At 36.5% G+C, this 18,289-nt stretch carries 14 protein-coding genes; 6 read left to right on the forward strand and 8 right to left on the reverse strand.

What is annotated here, in order from left to right; genetic code table 11:
* Window positions 1-94: 94 nt before the first annotated feature.
* The 3 genes from KFE94_00700 to KFE94_00710 form a co-directional block, all read right to left on the reverse strand.
* Complete coding sequence (locus KFE94_00700; protein UTW66663.1) at window positions 95-4,519, reverse strand: T9SS type A sorting domain-containing protein; 4,425 nt, start codon at window positions 4,517-4,519, stop codon at window positions 95-97.
* A 119-nt stretch (window positions 4,520-4,638) separates the two neighbouring features.
* On the reverse strand, window positions 4,639-5,682 hold the full coding sequence (locus KFE94_00705) for an SMP-30/gluconolactonase/LRE family protein (GenBank protein ID UTW66664.1): 1,044 nt from the start codon (window positions 5,680-5,682) through the stop codon (window positions 4,639-4,641).
* Window positions 5,679-6,575, reverse strand: coding sequence for a hypothetical protein (locus tag KFE94_00710; GenBank protein UTW66665.1), 897 nt, complete (start codon window positions 6,573-6,575; stop codon window positions 5,679-5,681). Before KFE94_00710 ends, KFE94_00705 begins: the two co-directional genes overlap by 4 nt.
* Before the next feature lie 110 nt (window positions 6,576-6,685).
* Here KFE94_00710 and KFE94_00715 point away from each other — a divergent pair, with 110 nt between their 5' ends.
* Window positions 6,686-7,462: a hypothetical protein gene (locus tag KFE94_00715; protein ID UTW66666.1), complete on the forward strand. Its 777-nt coding sequence runs from the start codon at window positions 6,686-6,688 to the stop codon at window positions 7,460-7,462.
* A 3-nt stretch (window positions 7,463-7,465) separates the two neighbouring features.
* Here the strand turns inward: KFE94_00715 and KFE94_00720 are convergent, their stop codons facing one another.
* Window positions 7,466-8,533, reverse strand: a complete 1,068-nt coding sequence (locus KFE94_00720) for a mechanosensitive ion channel family protein (GenBank protein UTW66667.1) — start codon at window positions 8,531-8,533, stop codon at window positions 7,466-7,468.
* Between the two features lie 2 nt (window positions 8,534-8,535).
* Entirely contained in the window at window positions 8,536-9,102 is a 567-nt protein-coding gene (locus KFE94_00725) for an aminodeoxychorismate/anthranilate synthase component II (protein ID UTW66668.1), read from the reverse strand.
* A gap of 143 nt (window positions 9,103-9,245) precedes the next feature.
* Between KFE94_00725 and KFE94_00730 the strand changes: the two genes are divergently transcribed.
* From KFE94_00730 to KFE94_00750, 5 genes are all read left to right on the forward strand, one after another.
* The gene (locus KFE94_00730; protein UTW66669.1) at window positions 9,246-9,593 is read left to right on the forward strand and encodes a hypothetical protein; all 348 of its coding nucleotides are present in this window, start codon (window positions 9,246-9,248) and stop codon (window positions 9,591-9,593) included.
* Between the two features lie 313 nt (window positions 9,594-9,906).
* The gene (locus tag KFE94_00735; protein UTW66670.1) at window positions 9,907-10,254 is read left to right on the forward strand and encodes a hypothetical protein; all 348 of its coding nucleotides are present in this window, start codon (window positions 9,907-9,909) and stop codon (window positions 10,252-10,254) included.
* A 42-nt stretch (window positions 10,255-10,296) separates the two neighbouring features.
* Window positions 10,297-10,629, forward strand: a complete 333-nt coding sequence (locus tag KFE94_00740; protein UTW66671.1) for a PadR family transcriptional regulator — start codon at window positions 10,297-10,299, stop codon at window positions 10,627-10,629.
* Window positions 10,630-10,647: 18 nt separating this feature from the next.
* Window positions 10,648-12,417, forward strand: coding sequence for a PspC domain-containing protein (locus KFE94_00745; GenBank protein ID UTW66672.1), 1,770 nt, complete (start codon window positions 10,648-10,650; stop codon window positions 12,415-12,417).
* 287 nt (window positions 12,418-12,704) lie between these two features.
* Window positions 12,705-15,134 (forward strand): transketolase, encoded by a 2,430-nt coding sequence (locus KFE94_00750; protein UTW66673.1) that lies wholly within the window; start codon window positions 12,705-12,707, stop codon window positions 15,132-15,134.
* Between the two features lie 359 nt (window positions 15,135-15,493).
* Here the strand turns inward: KFE94_00750 and aroC are convergent, their stop codons facing one another.
* Genes aroC through pepT form a run of 3 tightly spaced genes read right to left on the reverse strand, consistent with a single transcriptional unit; the run spans window position 15,494 to window position 18,247 of the window.
* The gene (aroC, locus tag KFE94_00755) at window positions 15,494-16,579 is read right to left on the reverse strand and encodes a chorismate synthase (GenBank protein ID UTW66674.1); all 1,086 of its coding nucleotides are present in this window, start codon (window positions 16,577-16,579) and stop codon (window positions 15,494-15,496) included.
* Window positions 16,580-16,584: 5 nt separating this feature from the next.
* On the reverse strand, window positions 16,585-16,980 hold the full coding sequence (locus tag KFE94_00760; GenBank protein UTW66675.1) for a 6-phosphogluconate dehydrogenase: 396 nt from the start codon (window positions 16,978-16,980) through the stop codon (window positions 16,585-16,587).
* Window positions 16,981-17,002: 22 nt separating this feature from the next.
* Window positions 17,003-18,247, reverse strand: coding sequence for a peptidase T (pepT, locus tag KFE94_00765; GenBank protein UTW66676.1), 1,245 nt, complete (start codon window positions 18,245-18,247; stop codon window positions 17,003-17,005).
* Window positions 18,248-18,289 lie beyond the last annotated feature (42 nt).

Here is an 18,289-nt window from a genome sequence, read left to right on the forward strand (position 1 = left end):
GACTAATATTAGTTTCATCACGATTATTGAAAACCAACCATTCAAAAAGCGCGTACCATTTAATTTACAATAAAATACAAAAACACTAAATCTTTTAATTGGTAATCATAATCTTTTTATTGATTTGATGATCGCCATTAATGATTTGAATATGATAGATTCCAGCTGCTAAGTTTTGGGGTAACATTATCTCATTTTCACCAGATTCGAGTTGGGTTTGCGTGGTAAAAACTAAATTTCCAACAGCATTGAACAACCTGATTTGAGTATTACCACTTCCATTTAAAACCCTTGATAACCTAATAGTTAGCTTAGTTTGATAAGCAAATACATTAATTGATTCCTGAAGTGGATTCCCTTCTACTGAATTTACATAATCAAAACGAAGTACAAACCTACCCCAATTATCAAACTCATTTGTCTCAATAATTTGCGTATCACTATCAGTGGTATAAAACAGATAATACAACGCAGTTTGAATTGGAGTTGGATAACTTATAACTACATTTCCGTTTAAGGTATCTCCAACAGTAATAGCTACTTCGTTTACATCTTTTATTAGTTGATCTCCTACTCCATAACTATCATCATCGGACCAGTAAAATGAAGTTTTAGATGGTATCCCATCTAATGTTCCTGAATTTAAGATCTGATAATTAATGGGTACCGTTGAATGTACTAACTGTATATCGATTGTATCAAAATTTTGATCCAGTGCCGTATAGTTTACATATGGAGAAAATGTTATTACGAATACACCTGTATTATTATTTTCATCGATCTCGATTATGTTTTGATCTGCATCAATTTCATAAAATAAATAATAAGACCCGGTATATCCAACACTTGGATAGTTAATATTTGCAGTTGTATGCAGTGTTGTTCCTGATTGAATATGTCCTTCTGTTTTGTTTAAGACCAACTGGTCGTTAACGTCTAATATGGAATCCGTAGACCAATAAAATTTAGTTTTGGTAATCCTGCCATTAGTCTGTCCAGAATTCGTAATCGAATAATCAACTACAAAGCTCGGATTTGTTGCTAAAATTTGCTTTGGTTCCATCCATTCGTTAGCAATATATTCTGACTTAAATGTTTCTACCTTAAAATTATCTACTCGCATTCCCTGAACATATCCACCACTATAAATATTATGATTACTGCGATACACATATCTAAAAACAACATCCTTTTTACCTCCAAAATAAGATGCACCGATCGCAGTTGAATCGAGTACCGGAGCACTTTGCCCACCTGTTGGCGACCCTGTCCAACCTGGACCTCCAAGCTCATGTAGATTAGAACTATTATACCAATTGTGTGCTACACCCAGATTCGTATTAAGCACCGTCCAGGAGGCACCACCATCGAGAGAATACTCCATGTTTCCACCATCCTTATCATTAATACCATGGCTTTTACCTGTACACAATAAATCAAATGATAAATGCACACTATCATATTCAATAAAATCAAACGCAGGTGACTCCAAATAAAAATATGGATTTTGTATCCAGCTTCCACTGGATTGTGGTTCAGTAGACCATTCATTAGATTTTCTGAATGATTGGTATACCGGCTCACCAGGAGCAACAATGTTTCGCCATCTGTAGGCACCAATATTATTCGTATATGGATCTATAGAATATTGGTGCCAGCCATTTATCACAGGGCTATTAAAGTCATTCATATAAGGGTAGCTCTTAATACTATCTAACGATAAAGGCCAATATCCACTATTATTTGTTTCATTCGATTCGGTATTGGTATTGGAAACATCCAGTTTATACAACAAGTATTTATAAGACACTAAATTACTCGGAGCATTGAATGCATTATTGCTATAAAAATGCATATCTGGTTGGATCTCATTAATAATGTCCGTGCCTATTAAAAGATCAGATGAACTCCAAACCGTATCCTGAGAAAGATAGAAATTAACCGATGTTGGATATGAAAGGTAATTCCCATTATTTTTGATATGCATAAAAAATTTAATTTCATTAGCTATTGAGCTAATCATCAAAGATTTTTTATATTCCACATCCAAATCAATAAATGCCTCCCGAATTTCAAAATTATCGATCATTGCTCCTTCCATTGTCCCTCCCCCATTATTCGGTCCAGTACCTAGATTATATCTAAACTGTACCTGTGGTTGTCCTACCAAAAAACTTAGATCCAGAATATATCTTGTATTTCTGGTAATATCACGACCATTATACATTTCAAATGTGGTAAATGCACGTTCTTCAACATCAAATAATAATTCGGTTGTACTGGCCATGTAATAATTTTGATCCAATCCGGACTGATAATTTTTCATGTAATACCATTTATTGTACGATTGATTAGTGGTATCTAAGATCTCCCATGTTGCTCCACCATCAATAGAGTAACTCATATTGGCCTTTGCCTCAAAACAATGACACATTCCATTACTATGAAGTTTCATATCAAATTCAATTACCGGGTTAATCGCAGTAGAAAAATCAAATATCGGAGTATATAAATGCATTCGACTAAACGGATCTACTTGCCCTATATCATTCGTAACCCAGACTTTTGTTCCCGAAAAAGCAGTATCTAACATCACACCATTGGGAGAAGTCCATTCCCAATTGTCGTTACCAAAAGACGCATTATGTCTCCAACCATATATCTGTGTTTCAAAGTCGTTGTAATATGGAACCCCTTGTGATATGGTTTGATAGAGTTTAAAATATCCTTCATTGTTATACTCGCGCATTTCATCAACCATATCTGCAGTATCCAATACATAGATAATATAGTATGTTCCAGTGGATGAAGTCGGTTTGGTATATGGGAAATTGACCCAAAGTCTTGTAGTATCCGATATAATCCCATCTTGTCGTACACCTAATAATGGATCAGATGAATCCAAAACTGAATCGGTTGACCAGTAAAAAGCTGTTACAGTTGGAATTGTTGATTTCAACCCGGTATTACACAATGTATATTTTAATGTATCTACATTTACAGATTGATCGGTAAATCTATTTTTCAAATTACCTTCAATAGATAAATCGGGCTTCGGTTTTCCAACATAAATGTCATCTAAAACCATATTCAATCCGTTGTATCCACTCGCATTTCCATTATATATTCGAATACGCACATCCTTACTTGTATCAGCATGTACAGGAAGATACGCATTGTAAAAGTCCCATGTATTATTTCTCATCCTAGGAATATTAACACCTGAATACACAGTATTGCCACATCCCACTTTATATTTAATCGGAGTATAATTTGGATCTATCAGATTCTCTTTAAGCTTATACCAAAAAGAAATAACGGTTGAATCTTCTGTACTTAAATCTAAATGAGGGCTTTGCAAATACCCTAGATTATTGGAATTAGAATTAATAATACTCCAAACGGTATTTCCCGAATGTGTTCCTGAGTAATGCACCCTATTACCCGGTTCTCTTTTCCAATAAATCTTATTGGCACCACCTGTTTGCCATAGAGTATCAGTTGACTCAAAATCGGTAAAATACGGAACAGAATAAATAGTATCAATGATTAATGTTGCCATTCCAAGATTATCATTTTCATACGACTCGGTCAATACTGAATCCGCATCTACCTTGTAAAAAATATAATACGTACCGGAACTAATATTTTGTGGCATTGGAATCGTAATATCCCACTGACCAGAGTTTTGTACATTAGCACTTTTTGTTGCAATAAGCGTATCTCCAGTGTCAAAAACAGTATCTAAAGACCAGTAATAATCAGTTTTGTTTATATACGATGCAGGTAAAATCTTGTTATAAAACAAGAAAGTATTAATGTCAAAAGAAGTACATTCTTTTGTTGCTTTAAATGGATGAGATTGTACCGCATAAACATTCGGTAAATCTTCTTCGATTGTAAAATTATCAATAACCCATCCTTCTCCTGTAAACGAATTGGAATGACCACCAAACTTAAAACGAAATCTAACATCAGATTCTCCTGATACAGTATCCAAACTATGAAAAGACTGCACAAATGGATTATATGATGCAAAATTAGCATGACACCATGCCGGTCCGCTATGACCATAGCAATTAGCTACATTGTACCAATTATATTTTTCGGTATAATCTCCGTTTAAAACTTTCCATATTTGTCCGGAATCAGTTGAAAACTCTATAATACCTCCTCCATATGGCGCCACCACTTCCATTTTAAAAAAAATACCTACCCGATAGGTTTTGGTAGTATCAGACAAATCAAAAGAGGGTGTCTCCAAACACATCTTAGAATTAAAACTATATTGACCATTTAGATTTGTACCCCAAACATTTGGGGATGAAAATGGAGTATTTAGTTTAGTTCCAGTTGGAGCGCCCCATTCCCATTCATCCGTTCCAGTTAATGCATAATGAGACCAACCTACAGTATCTGAAGGACTATCGAAATTATTGTAATATGGTAATGGCATTTGCGCATTTACAGATATGAACAGGCAAAATACAAAACAATTAAGGGCTACTACTTTTTTCATTTTAATCAGTAACTTTTTGTTATTAATCCTAGGGAATTATCGTGGGCAAAGTTATCTAATAATAAAAAACACTACTATTTTATATCAAACAATTACATCCTATTTATAGCTCTAACAAACTATAGCCTCAACTTCAAAACCTTATCCTGAAAAACATTTCCTACAAAAGCCGTATCATTTTTTACAACTACCACACTAGATGCTGAGATTTGCGTACCGTCATTTTCATACACTTTCTCCACTTGATACTTCCCTTTTACATTTTCAATCTTAAAAAACTGAGATGGGGAGATTTGCGTAGAGTCTCCTGCATGCGTTACAAATTGAAATAATTTCGGATGAGTCGCTACCCAAATTACATCATTTTCATCCACATCAATATTATCTACTCCTGTATCTAAATCCAGCGTTTCTTTTAATTTTAAATCTCCTGTTGATTTATTTCTATCCAACACAAACACCTCATGTCCGGTAGAATGCGATACATATAAAGTACGTCCGTCATTCGATAAATTCACTCCATTGGCATACACCATCCCCTGATGAACTTTACGTGCCTTAGTCCCATCATAATACAACAAATAGGAATATGGCATTCTAAGATAATCTTCAACCATCCTTCCATTCTTAGAACTGTTCCCATGATCATTGGTTACATAAAACTGGTCTATTTGATCTCCCACAATATCATTTGGACTAAACATCAATGGATCGGTATACGTTTTTATATGATTCAGGAAATCAGATTCTATTTTGAATAACTCAATAGAATTTGTACCATTTCCATGATTGACCACATAGAGATATTTTTCCTGATTCAATTCAAATAGTGAAATCCCGTGTGGTTTTAAATCTCCGGAATAATCGGTTCCCATTTTGATGGGTTGATCTCCATTTCGTACATCCAGATAATAAATGCCATCTTTTCCATGATCTACACCATTATTCTTAGCCCAACGATCTAGAGCCGAGATATACAGGATATCTTCAGCCCTATCCCATTCCAAATCCTCGGTACCCCAAATCCCCCGATAAACTTCTAATTCCGTACCATCAAATTGGTTTTTAACGCTTTTAAAACCTCCTGCTTGCAAATACGTATCGAATAAAAAATACACGACTGCGATTACAATCATGATCCCTACTTTCTTTGATGTGTTCATTCTCCTTGCTTATGAATTAAATCTCCTTTGGTTAATTGTTCTTGCGCTATATCAAAGGTCCCCGCATAGATTTCCCCTTGATAATTGATAATTTTCCCTTTTTGTTCGGCATCCCATCCGGATATATAAAACAACTCTGCTTTCGGGTCAAAGTAAATCAACATTTGCTCTTTATGCTTGTTGTTTACATGAATCAAAATCTTTTGATCTGTCTTGTTTCCTCTTAAAGTATACTGATAATCACCTAAAGCATATTCTTTTACACCAAAGATCCCCTCCTTAGGATAATCTAACATGATCACATTTTCCAACAATTTATTCTTACGGAATTTTCCCGCATCTGGATTTTTACCATCTCCAAATAGGCATGCTCCAAATCCCCAATAATCTCCTTTAGAAAACTCACCCACGTATATATCCCCTCCGTAAATCACCGTAGCTCCCATTCCATTTAACTGGTCATCTTCATAATATCCCAATCTGATTTCTTCAACTCTTCCTTCAGCATCTTTAGAAATCTGTACACCCAACCCCTTAAACGCACCTTCAAAAATCTCTCCGATATACATTTGTCCATTCCCAAAGCTATACGTTCCATAACCGTGCGGCACATTACCTACAAATGTGCCTTCATACCAGGAACCATCTTTATATTTCATGGTACCAAAACCCTCTGCAATATCATTTTTAAATTCCCCGATATACACCAAATCTTCCTTGGTTAATGTGCCTTTGAACTTTTCCCCATTTCTGAATTCACCTTCGAATATATATCCACAATCACATTTAAATTTTCCGAAACCATTTTCACAATCTCCTTCTAAACATTGTGCATTTACTGCAAACGAAAGCAACACAAGTAAAACACTCCACAACCCATTTATATATTTCATCTTTGTTATCAACTAATTAACAGTCTGATTCTAAAAACTCATTTCTGCTATCCAAAATGAAGCCACTAAATTATAACTATGTTTGTAAAGAACATCCCCAATAGCAACATATGGATATCAGACAGACATTATTAGATACAGAAATGATTATGAAAGATTTTATCAGCATGATCATTACTGAAAGTTGGGGGAAAAACTGGATGACCGAAAGTGGTTTATCAGAAGAGCGTCTCAAACAGCTGAATCAAATCCGTTTGGGATATGAAGAGGAGTTCAATCCAATCACTACAGAAGGTCGTTTATTGAACTACTGTAATTTCATGGATTTAATTACTATTATTGATACCCATTGGAATAATCAGTTTGAAATTGCTTTTGGAGAATTGGATAATCTGAAGGCTTATCTTAAAACCTTACAAAAATTTCAAAATCCGGATGCTTTTAAACGTCCGTTACTCAGTTTTGAAAAACACTTTATCCTTGGGGTCACTGGTACCATTAGAAATAATATAGCCGTATACCGCACCTGGAAAGAAGTAGGGAAAGATGGTTTCCCGGTAATTGATTCGGTACAGGACAATTTTGCCAACCTCTGGACCATGGGGTCTCCCAAAAAACTAAAAACACAACTTTCTTTATCTGTAGGTGATCAATTGGAATTTATTATTCTAGCCACTGATCCTAAAGATGAAGAATTAGAATACCGTTTGTTCCGTCAAAAATGGCAAACCGGAAATGTGATCCAATATACCATAAAACAAAGTGACCTGGGAAAAGATATCTCTTTCCATATTGGTGTAAGAAGTCGCAGAAAACATCATGCATATCCATTGGGATATGATGATCGGGTTACTTTTGAGTATCATATTTTGCCCAGTGGAGAATAATCACTAGTCTTCTTTTTTTGTATAAATAGTTTGTGTGGGGAAAGCCATTTCCAATCCGTTGGCATTAAATTCTTTTAGAATTTTTAGATTCATTCCTGATCTTACACCTAAGATATCAGCACCTTTCCGGATATAGTAGATAAATGTAATTCCTAAAGAGAAATCTCCGAAATCTGTAAACGCAATATGCCTTACTTCGTCTACTCCCTCAGTTGTTTTATGGATATCATCTAATATAGACATTGCCTGTTCCATTTGCTCTGGTGTTGTATCATAAGTCAGCCCCAGATTCATTACCACTTTCCTGGTAGGCTCCAATGTTACATTTTCTACCATCCCATCCGTAAACTTTGAATTTGGAATGGTGACAGTTCTTCCCTCTAAGGTTTTTAAACGCGTACTTCTTAGACCTATTTCAGTTACGGTTCCATCAAAACCATTGATTTTGATTCGATCATTAATCTTAAAAGGTTTGTCTGTAAATATGGTAAATCCACCAAAAATATTGGAGATTGAATCTTTAGCCGCCATTGCAAATGCCAAACCACCAATACCCATACCCGCTATAATCGCGCTTACATTATAACCGGCATTATTTAATGCTACAATAACACCTAAAATCCAGATCACCGTACGTACCCCTTTTTGAACCACGGGTAACAATTGATCATCAAAATCACTTTCGGTCTTTTCCGCCATAGGTAACAAATACTTTTCTATTACGGCATCTATCAAACGTACCAATAACCACGTAGCTCCTACTGTTACAATAAAATAGTATACCGCACCAATCATATCATCAATAGCATCTGTAAAATGTAAACGTTCCAAACCATACCAGCTGGCTAAAACAGCAACTATAAACACGGACGGTTCTTTACTGGCCTTTAATAAAAGGTCATCTAATGATGAAGCCGTTTTTTGGGTAAATGACTCCGCGATCTTATTTAAAAACCAATGAAATATTCTAGCAATAATGACTGCTCCAAATATCATGGACAAGCTTATCGCCCAGTTTTCTAACGTATTGTGATAAAATTCTCTTGACAAAAATTCTTGTAATCCTTCCATTATTAAGTCATTTTAATCCAGTTCTCTAACATTTTATTTCCCTGTGGTGTCATTACCGATTCCGGGTGAAATTGTACGCCATACAACGGCCACTCTCTATGTTGAATTGCCATCACTACATCGGTTTCATCTTCTGCTAACTTTTGAAAACAAACGGGTAATTCATTGGTGCGTATTCCCCAGGAATGATATAACCCTACCTCCTCCTTTGAATCTAATCCATTGAACAAGGACTGATGATGGGTAATTTTTATCTGTTTGGACTCACCATGTCTTACAGGTTCTAAATTAATCAGTTCTCCACCAAAAAATTCTATTAAAGCCTGAAACCCCAAACATACCCCCAACATTGGGATTTTGTCATGATATTCACGGATAACATCCATCATCAATCCCGCCTCATCCGGTAATGCCGGACCCGGTGAAAAAATTATTTTATCAAATGATGCAACATCTGAAATATTAAACCGGTCATTACGCCAAACAACCAGTTCATCAACCATTGGTTCAATGGCATGAACCAAGTTAAATGTAAATGAATCGTAATTATCGATAAGTAAAATACGCACGATGCAAAAGAATAAAATCTATTTGCTTGATAAACATGAAAAATACAATAGTTTAAAAATTGTTAACGAAAACTAAAATTTTTACAGTCACATCAATTATACGTATCTTCACGCTGCCTATCTCTATCTAAACATCCAGTATTATGAAAATTACATCTCTACTCCTCGTCTCTTTTTTAATCTTAAGTGTGGGTGCCATTGCCGGAACCAATGATAAATCTGAATATTTTATTTGTCACTTTAATAAATGCTTCACCGAATTTGAGCTGGATGAACTCAAAGAAGATGGATTTCATGTGTTCGAACAGGACAGCACTTCTAACATTGTTTATGTAAAAGCAAAAAAGAATCATGCCCAGTTTTCAAAACAACTTAAAGAAAAAATGAAGGAATTGATCATGGTTGATAAAAACGGTAACCGTACATATATCGTAGAAACCGTTACTGAAGATTCACCGGAATTCCTTAAGCTCTTCTTCAACTTTATATAGTAAAACCTTTTTTCATAATATGAAGCGGATGATTTCTCATCCGCTTTTTTTATGCCCTAAACTTTAACTACACCTATATAAACCATCTTATTTCAGCGTTTTACAATCCCTCCGGTTTCCCCTTAGTTTAAATTGTACCGTTAGAATTTTCTTCCCTACCATTCATCCAACACATTTTACCATTAATCATATTAAATTAAAAAAATACACTACTATGTTTTGCATAGTACCTTCTTTTAGACATATATTTGCATAACCAATTAATAGTTATAGCAAAATACTATACAAAAAAAACAAACTAAAACATAAAAGGATGAAAACAATTACTACAATAATCATGGCAACACTCATCTTGGCCTTCACCAGCCATGCCGGGTCTGTCAGTAATTCTTCCGAATATTTTATATGTCATTTTAATGATTCTATTTCAAATTCGGATATAGACGAATTAAATCAACAAGGCTTTCAGGTATTCGAACAAGACACTCAAAATCTTGTTTTATATGTAAAAGCTCAAGCCTCTGCCCGATTCACAGAATACTTAATGAAGAGAATGAAATCACTGGTGCAGGTGGATCAAAACGGACAAAAAACATACATCGTTGAACAAGTAACGGAAAGCTCCCCGGAATTTCTAAAACTATTCTTCAACTTTATATAATTTGAAAATGAAGTATCATAATAAACTATCAAAACCAATCGCATGAAGATAGAAAACACAAAAGCACAAATGCGAAAAGGGGTTTTAGAGTATTGCATTTTATTGTTTATCAAAGACAATGAATTATACCCTTCGGAAATCATTGCCAAACTAAAAGAATCAAAACTGATTGTTGTAGAAGGTACATTGTATCCCCTTTTAACAAGATTGAAAAATGCGGGTATTCTCACTTACAGGTGGGAAGAGTCAACATCGGGACCACCACGTAAATACTATAGTTTAACTCCGATTGGAGAAACTTTTACCAGTGAGCTGTCAGCCACCTGGGACGGATTAGAAAAAGCAGTTAAATCGGCACAAAAAAGAAATAAATAACCTGACAATTATTTTAAAATGAAAAAGACATTAACAATAAATCTAGGCGGATTGGTATTTAATATCGATGATGACGCTTTTGTAGTCCTAAAAGGCTACCTCGACACCATAAAGGGATACTTCGATAATTCTGAAGGTCGTGATGAAATTATGACTGATATTGAATCCAGAATCGCAGAAATGCTTCAGGAGAAAATGCACGGTGGTAAAGAAGTGGTTAACACCAACGATATCAACGATGTGATCTCTGTAATGGGACAACCTGAAGATTATATTTCGGAAGATGAAATGGAGGATGCTACACACACCGCTGGGTCATCTAACTCAGGTTCTTATCAGGAAAGAAAGAGAAATACATATACTAAAAGAAGGTTATTTAGAGATACTGATGACAACATGATCGGTGGTGTGGCTTCAGGAATTGGATATTACTTTGGAATTGATCCATTGTGGATTCGCTTACTGTTCGTCATTGCCTTCTTTGCCGGATTGTCAGGTGGTTTAATCTATATCATCTTATGGATCATCATGCCAGAGGCACGTACCTCATCTGAAAAGCTCGCCATGCGTGGCGAGCCTGTCACCTTTGACAATATAGGAAAAACCGTGGAAGAAGAAATTCGAAACGTAAAAAAAAAGCTCAACAATTTAGACGAAAACCACGTTAGAAGACATTCAAGCAGCATTCATTCCGCCTTTTCCCGCCTGGGACATTTTATAGTTAGCATATTAAAATTTGCACTTAAAGCAATTGGGAAAATTTTAGGATTCTTTTTTATCCTATTTGGCGGAATGATTTTAATTTCAATTTTGTTTGGCACCTTCGCCCCTATCAACAATGTGTTCTTTGACTCCAACGATGAAGTAGTTGGCTATAACTTAATGGAACTTTCCAGTTTATTCTTCTCCTCAGGAGGTGATTTCTGGATGTCTGTTTTCGGTAGTGTATTACTTATCGGAATTCCTTTCTTAGCATTATTATTTGCTGGGTTCACATTGCTATTCAACACACGTCTTCCTAAATATACCGGATTAGCAATGGCTGGAGCCTGGGTATTGGGAATCATCCTTACTTCTATTGGAGGTATGCGTACCGGAATGGACTTCACTAAAGAATCTTCCATTTCAGAAGTTCAAACTTTAAGTCACGTGGCCAACGATACTTTCTACTTTGATATTCTGGACGACAGACAAATCGTAAAACGTTCTAAACATGACAGAGCTTACGATGAGTTTTTCAAAATGCGCGATGGCGAATTGACCATTGACGGAATTGAAGTAGATGTGTTAAGATCAAATACCACCTATCCGGAGATTGAGATCATCAAAGGTGCACGAGGAAGGTCTTTTGAAGTCGCTGATGATAGAGCTGAGAACATCAATTTCTCAGTAGTTCAGGATTCTAACGTAATCAAAATCAATCCTTATTTCAACATTGATGTGGAAGATAAATGGAGAAATCAAAACGTAAAAGTGAATCTGTATTTACCGGTTGGAAAAACGATTTTCATTCCTAAGAGCTATAAATATTTGATTTACGATATCCAGAACTACCACGATACTTATGATCGTAATATGGTTGAGTTATACTGGACTATGACCGATTCAGGATTGGTTTCACCAAAAATCATGGAACAGGAGAAGTTAGAAATGGAAGATCTGGAAGCATTAGAACTTCGAGAACTTGAGCGCAAACTGGAAGAAGGAGTTGAAAAACTCGAAAAGCTTGAAAAATTAGAAGTTACGGTTACTGCGGATGATGAAGAACATACGCTCACTATCGAATAACATTCATTATTCTTGGGTCTATTTTATTAGTTGTTAAATTACGTTTGGTCAGGCAAACAAATTCTAGACGAGAATATGTAAAAGGCTACTTCTTAGTGAAGTAGCCTTTTTTATTTTAAATCCATTTTTTCAGCCTTTTTCATCTAAAAAATCAAAACCTCCTCTCCAATCAATTTTGAGTTAAATAACTGATTACAAACGTACAACTCTATCCTACGGAAACTCTTTATATATGCCGAAAATGCATTACTTTTGCAACTCGTAAAAACCTATAAAAATTGGCATATATGGCAGAGGTAAAAGAGGCTCAGGAAGATATTGACGTGATGACTCCACAAGAGTTAAAAAACGAAATCTTAAATGATTATAAAATAGCTAATGAAAGTCGCCAAGCAAGTCTATTAGGTCGTAGAGAAGTTCTTACCGGAAAAGCAAAATTTGGAATTTTTGGAGACGGTAAAGAAATCCCTCAAATTGCTTTGGCAAAACAATTTCAAAAAGGTGATTTTAGATCCGGGTACTATAGAGATCAAACCTGGATGATGGCTGCAGGAGTTTTAAGTTTAGAAGAATTCTTCAGTCAATTATATGCAAACCCAGACCCAAAAGCAGAGCCTAATTCATCAGGTCGCCAAATGAATTGTCACTTTGGTACGCAAAGTTTAGATGAAAACGGTGAATGGAAAAACTTAATGTCCCAAAAAAATTCATCTTCTGACATCTCTCCTACTGCCGGACAAATGCCTCGATTGTTAGGTTTAGGGTTGGCGTCTAAAGTGTATCGTAACAACGAATTATTACATACTCCTAAATTTGAGCAATTTTCAGTAAACGGAAATGAAATCGCTTATGGTTCTATCGGTGATGCTTCTACTTCTGAAGGTCCATTCTGGGAAACATTAAATGCGATTTCAGTATTGGAAGTTCCTGTTGTGATGTCTGTTTGGGATGATGGTTACGGAATTTCAGTTCAGAAAAAATATCAGACCACTAAAGCAAGTATATCTGAAGCTTTAAAAGGTTTCCAAAAAGAATCCGGAACAAACGGTATGGAAATCTTCAGAACTAAAGGTTGGGATTATGCGCACTTATGTTTGACTTATGAAAAAGCAGCTGAAACTGCACGTAAAAACCATACTCCGGTATTGGTTCACGTAGAAGAAGTGACGCAACCACAGGGTCACTCTACTTCTGGTTCGCATGAGCGTTATAAAACACCAGAGCGTTTACAATGGGAAAAAGACTTTGATGGTATTTTAAAATTCAGAGAATGGATTTTAGAAAAAGAGATTGCTACTGCTGAAGAATTAGACGCTGTTGAAAAAGACGCTAAAAAAGCAGTAAGACAAGCAAAAACTAAAGCATGGAATGCATTCTTTAATCCAATTCAGGAAAACAAAAAATTAGTTCTTGGGTTAATGAAAAGCATTGCTGCGAATAGTAGCAAAAAAGTGTTCATCGACCGGGTGATTGCTGAATTAGAAAACGAAGACGAAGCATTACAAAGAGAAGTAACTCAAGCAGTACGTAGAGTGATTCGTTTAAGTCTGAATGAAAATACGGCTGAACGTCAACAGCTGATAGGCTGGTATCAGGAGCACAGCAAAAAAATGGATCAGGCGTTCCATACTTATACATTCTCAGAGTCGGAAAAATCTCCATTAAACATTGCTGGTGTAGCACCGCAAGTAAATGATGAATCTCCAATGGTAGATGGTCGTCAGATTTTAAGAGACAACTTTGATATCATCTTGGAGAAATATCCTGAGGTATTGATCTTCGGTGAGGACTCCGGTAAAATCGGTGGTGTAAATCAAGGATTAGAAGGATTACAAGAAAAATATGGTGAGTTAAGAGTTTCCGATACCGGAATTCGTGAAACTACCATTGTTGGTCAGGGAATTGGAATGGCCATGAGAGGTTTAAGACCAATTGCTGAGATTCAATATCTGGATTACATTATGTACGCTATTCAGGTTATCTCTGATGATTTAGCTACAGTTCAATATAGAAGTGGTGGAAAGCAAAAAGCACCACTCATCATTAGAACGCGTGGACACCGTTTAGAAGGTATCTGGCACTCTGGTTCTCAATTGGGAACAATCATTAATGCGGTTAGAGGAGTTCATGTTTGTGTGCCACGTAACATGACACAAGCTGCAGGATTCTATAACACTTTATTAGAAGGTGATGATCCGGCAATTGTGATTGAATCATTAAATGGATACCGTTTAAAAGAAAAACAACCACAAAACTTAGGAGAATACAAAACACCTCTGGGTAAGATTGAAGTGCTAAAATCAGGTACAGATATCACTATAGTGACTTACGGTTCTATGGTAAGAATGGTAGAAGAAGCTGCACGCCAGTTAATGGAATTAGGAATTTCTGTTGAAGTAATCGATGTTCAGACCTTATTACCATTTGACTTAGATCACGATATTCTGGAGTCATTAAAGAAAACCAACAGGTTATTAATTGTGGATGAAGATGTTCCTGGTGGATGTTCTTCATTTATCATGCAACAGTTATTAGAGAAACAAAATGCATATCGTTACATGGACTCTCAGCCGAGTACATTAACCGCAAAAGAGCACCGTCCTCCTTACGGATCAGATGGTGATTATTTCTCTAAACCTTCATTAGAAGACATCGTTGAGAAAGTATACGAAATCATGAATGAGGTAGATCCGGCAAAATATCCGAGTATCTACTAAACGAAATTAAAAAGAGCGCTAAAGGCGCTCTTTTTTGTTTTATACCATTTGATAAATTTGAACAGTTCTTTGGCGTACCCTTCGACTCCGCTCAGGGTACTAAATGTTAGACATTATAATTTTTAACCCTCAGATGTCCAAATTATTGACAAGTATCTAGTCTTTGAAAATAATTGATATGTTCTTTTTTGCTTGCCCAAAAAAGAACGAAAAAAAGGCACTTTTGGAAAGGCGGTTCGTAAACGACCGTGGTTCTTCCACTTTACATGCTATGGTCACATTCGTGACCGCAATTCCAAGCTACAGAACACTACCGCTGATCCAAAAGGGATAAACTTTATACCGATTAAGTAATTTCATTAAAGCTGATCTATTCTACTGGTTTGATTTCGCAGTAACATATCTACAGTAACCAGTGCGGCCATAGCTTCTACAATAGGAACTGCTCTGGGAACTACACAAGGATCATGTCGCCCTTTAGCCGCCATTTCTACATGATCTTTTTCATTCGATACTGTTTGCTGTACCTGACCGATAGTTGCCACCGGTTTAAAAGCCACTCTGCACAATACCTCTTCCCCGTTTGTTAATCCACCTTGTACACCACCTGAATGATTGGTTTTGGTACGTACCAGTTTATCCTGTACTTCAAACGCATCGTTATGGATACTTCCTTTCATTTCCGCAGCAGCAAACCCTGAACCGATTTCAAAACCTTTTACAGCATTAATTCCTAACATTGCGTGTCCTAAAGCCGCATGAAACTTATCAAATACAGGTTCACCCAGTCCGGCAGGTAATCCCACAATTTTAGCTACCACAACTCCACCCAATGAATCTTTTTCAGCAATGGCAGATTGAACAGCAGCTTCCATTTTTTCAGAAATAGTTGAAACGGGGCATCGTACCAATGAGTTTTCGCTTAAAGCAATGTCTCCAAATGCGATATCCTGCTCCATAACTACCGGACCAATTCGTTGAACATAAGCCCCTATCGAAATTCCTTTAATCGCTAAAATTTGTTTGGCAATTGCTCCAGCTACTACACGAATTGCAGTTTCACGCGCAGACGACCTTCCTCCTCCTCTATAATCACGAAAACCATATTTAGAATCGTATGTAAAATCCGCATGAGACGGACGGTATACATTCTTGATCTCTGAATAATCTTTTGATCTTTGATCTTTATTCTGAATCACAAATCCAATTGGTGTCCCTGTGGTCTTGCCTTCAAAAATACCAGAGTAAAACTCAACCTGATCTTCTTCTTTACGTGGTGTAGTCAACTTAGACTGTCCGGGCTTTCTACGATCAAGTTCTTTTTGAATTTGTTCTAAATCCAATTCCAATCCCGCTGGACATCCGTCAATGATGCCGCCTATTGCTTTTCCATGGCTTTCACCAAAAGAAGTCAATCTAAATATCTTCCCAAACGTATTGCTCAAAGCTCTTAGTCTTTAAGATAATTACTCTTATCTGATGGCGCATCGGAATCCGACAACTCCACATCCGTAGCCATGTACTTGGTCTCACCTAACCATGGAAACAAAAAGTACTTCTCTTTGTAATATAACTTCACGTTCCTTCCGGTCACCGCATCAATTTTCTTCAATAATTCAGGATCATCCGGTATAGAGAATTCAAAGCTTTCGTTCAACGGACTTTTTCCTTTTACTGCTCCAAAAACATTCAAATTCAATTGTCCTTCATAGGTTTTAAAGATCGTTCCTCTTCGGCTTACCTTGATAATCGTTCCGGCACGTACACCTTCGCTATACACGCCAAAATATCCAAATGCCATAATTCCAATTAAAACTACAACGACAATAGCCAATACTTTTTTCATAATCTAAGTAATTCGGTGTTAATTAAGCTTCTTCTTCCCAAATCATGGATAAATGTACAATAGTTTGTACAGCTTTATGCATATCCTGAACGCTAATCCATTCCTTTTTAGAGTGGAATGCATGTTCACCCGCAAAAATATTAGGGCAAGGTAATCCCATAAATGACAATCTGGATCCATCTGTTCCTCCACGAATACTACCGCGTTTTACCGGAACTCCAGCACGATCTATCGCTTTCATGGCATAATCTGCCACTTGCGGATGTTGATCCAAAATATTCTTCATATTTCGGTACTGCTCTGTCACTTGAAACTTATACGTAGATGCCGGATATTCATGCATTACATTTTTCACCACATTTTCCAACTCTTGTTCAAAAAGCGCCAATTCCGCATCGACAAATGAACGAATGATAAATGTAATACGTGCGCCTTCAGCTGTCGAGTTACATTCCAATGGGTGGATAAACCCCTCTCTTCCTTCTGTAGATTCAGGAGTCAAACGATCTTTCGGTAAATTCGCTAAAATATCCCCCGCAATGCGAACTGCGTTTTCCATTTTTCCCTTGGCAAAGCCGGGATGTGCACTTACTCCAGTAATATCAATTACCACACCATCCGCTGAAAATGTTTCATCTTCGATAGATCCTAAGGTTTCACCATCGATCGTGTAACCGAAATCAGCACCAAGTTTTTCTAAATCTACTTTATCAGCTCCTCTCCCAATCTCCTCATCCGGTGTAAACAATACTTTGATCTCGGCATGCTTGACCTCCGGATTTTGCACAAAATATTGTACCGCATCCATGATCTCAGCCACACCCGCTTTGTTGTCTGCTCCCAATAAAGTTAAACCAGAAGCCGTAATAATATCATTTCCAATTTGCGCTTGCAAATCGGTATGCTCACTCGCTTTGATCACTACAGAATTATCATCCGGTAAAACGATATCAGAACCATCATAGTTTCTATGTATAATCGGTTTCACATCCTTTCCGGAAGCATCCGGTGAAGTATCCATGTGTGAACAAAAACAGATCGAAGGCACATTCGATTTATCCGTATTCGCAGGAAGTGTGGCATATACATAACCCCATTCGTCCATATGGGCATCTTCCAAACCTAATTCTTTTAATTCTCCGACCAATACCTGTGCTAAATCCTTCTGTTTCATTGTCGAAGGAATGGTCTTTGAATGTGGGTCACTTTGGGTATCTATTTGAACGTATTTGATAAACCGATCAACGGCTGAATGATTGATTTGCATGTTAAAATGACTTTTGGATTTTTAAATTATCACAATCTCCAC

The sequence above is a fragment of the bacterium SCSIO 12643 genome (assembly GCA_024398135.1).
In the GTDB taxonomy this organism is placed as follows: Bacteria; Bacteroidota; Bacteroidia; order Flavobacteriales_G; family Salibacteraceae; genus CAJXZP01.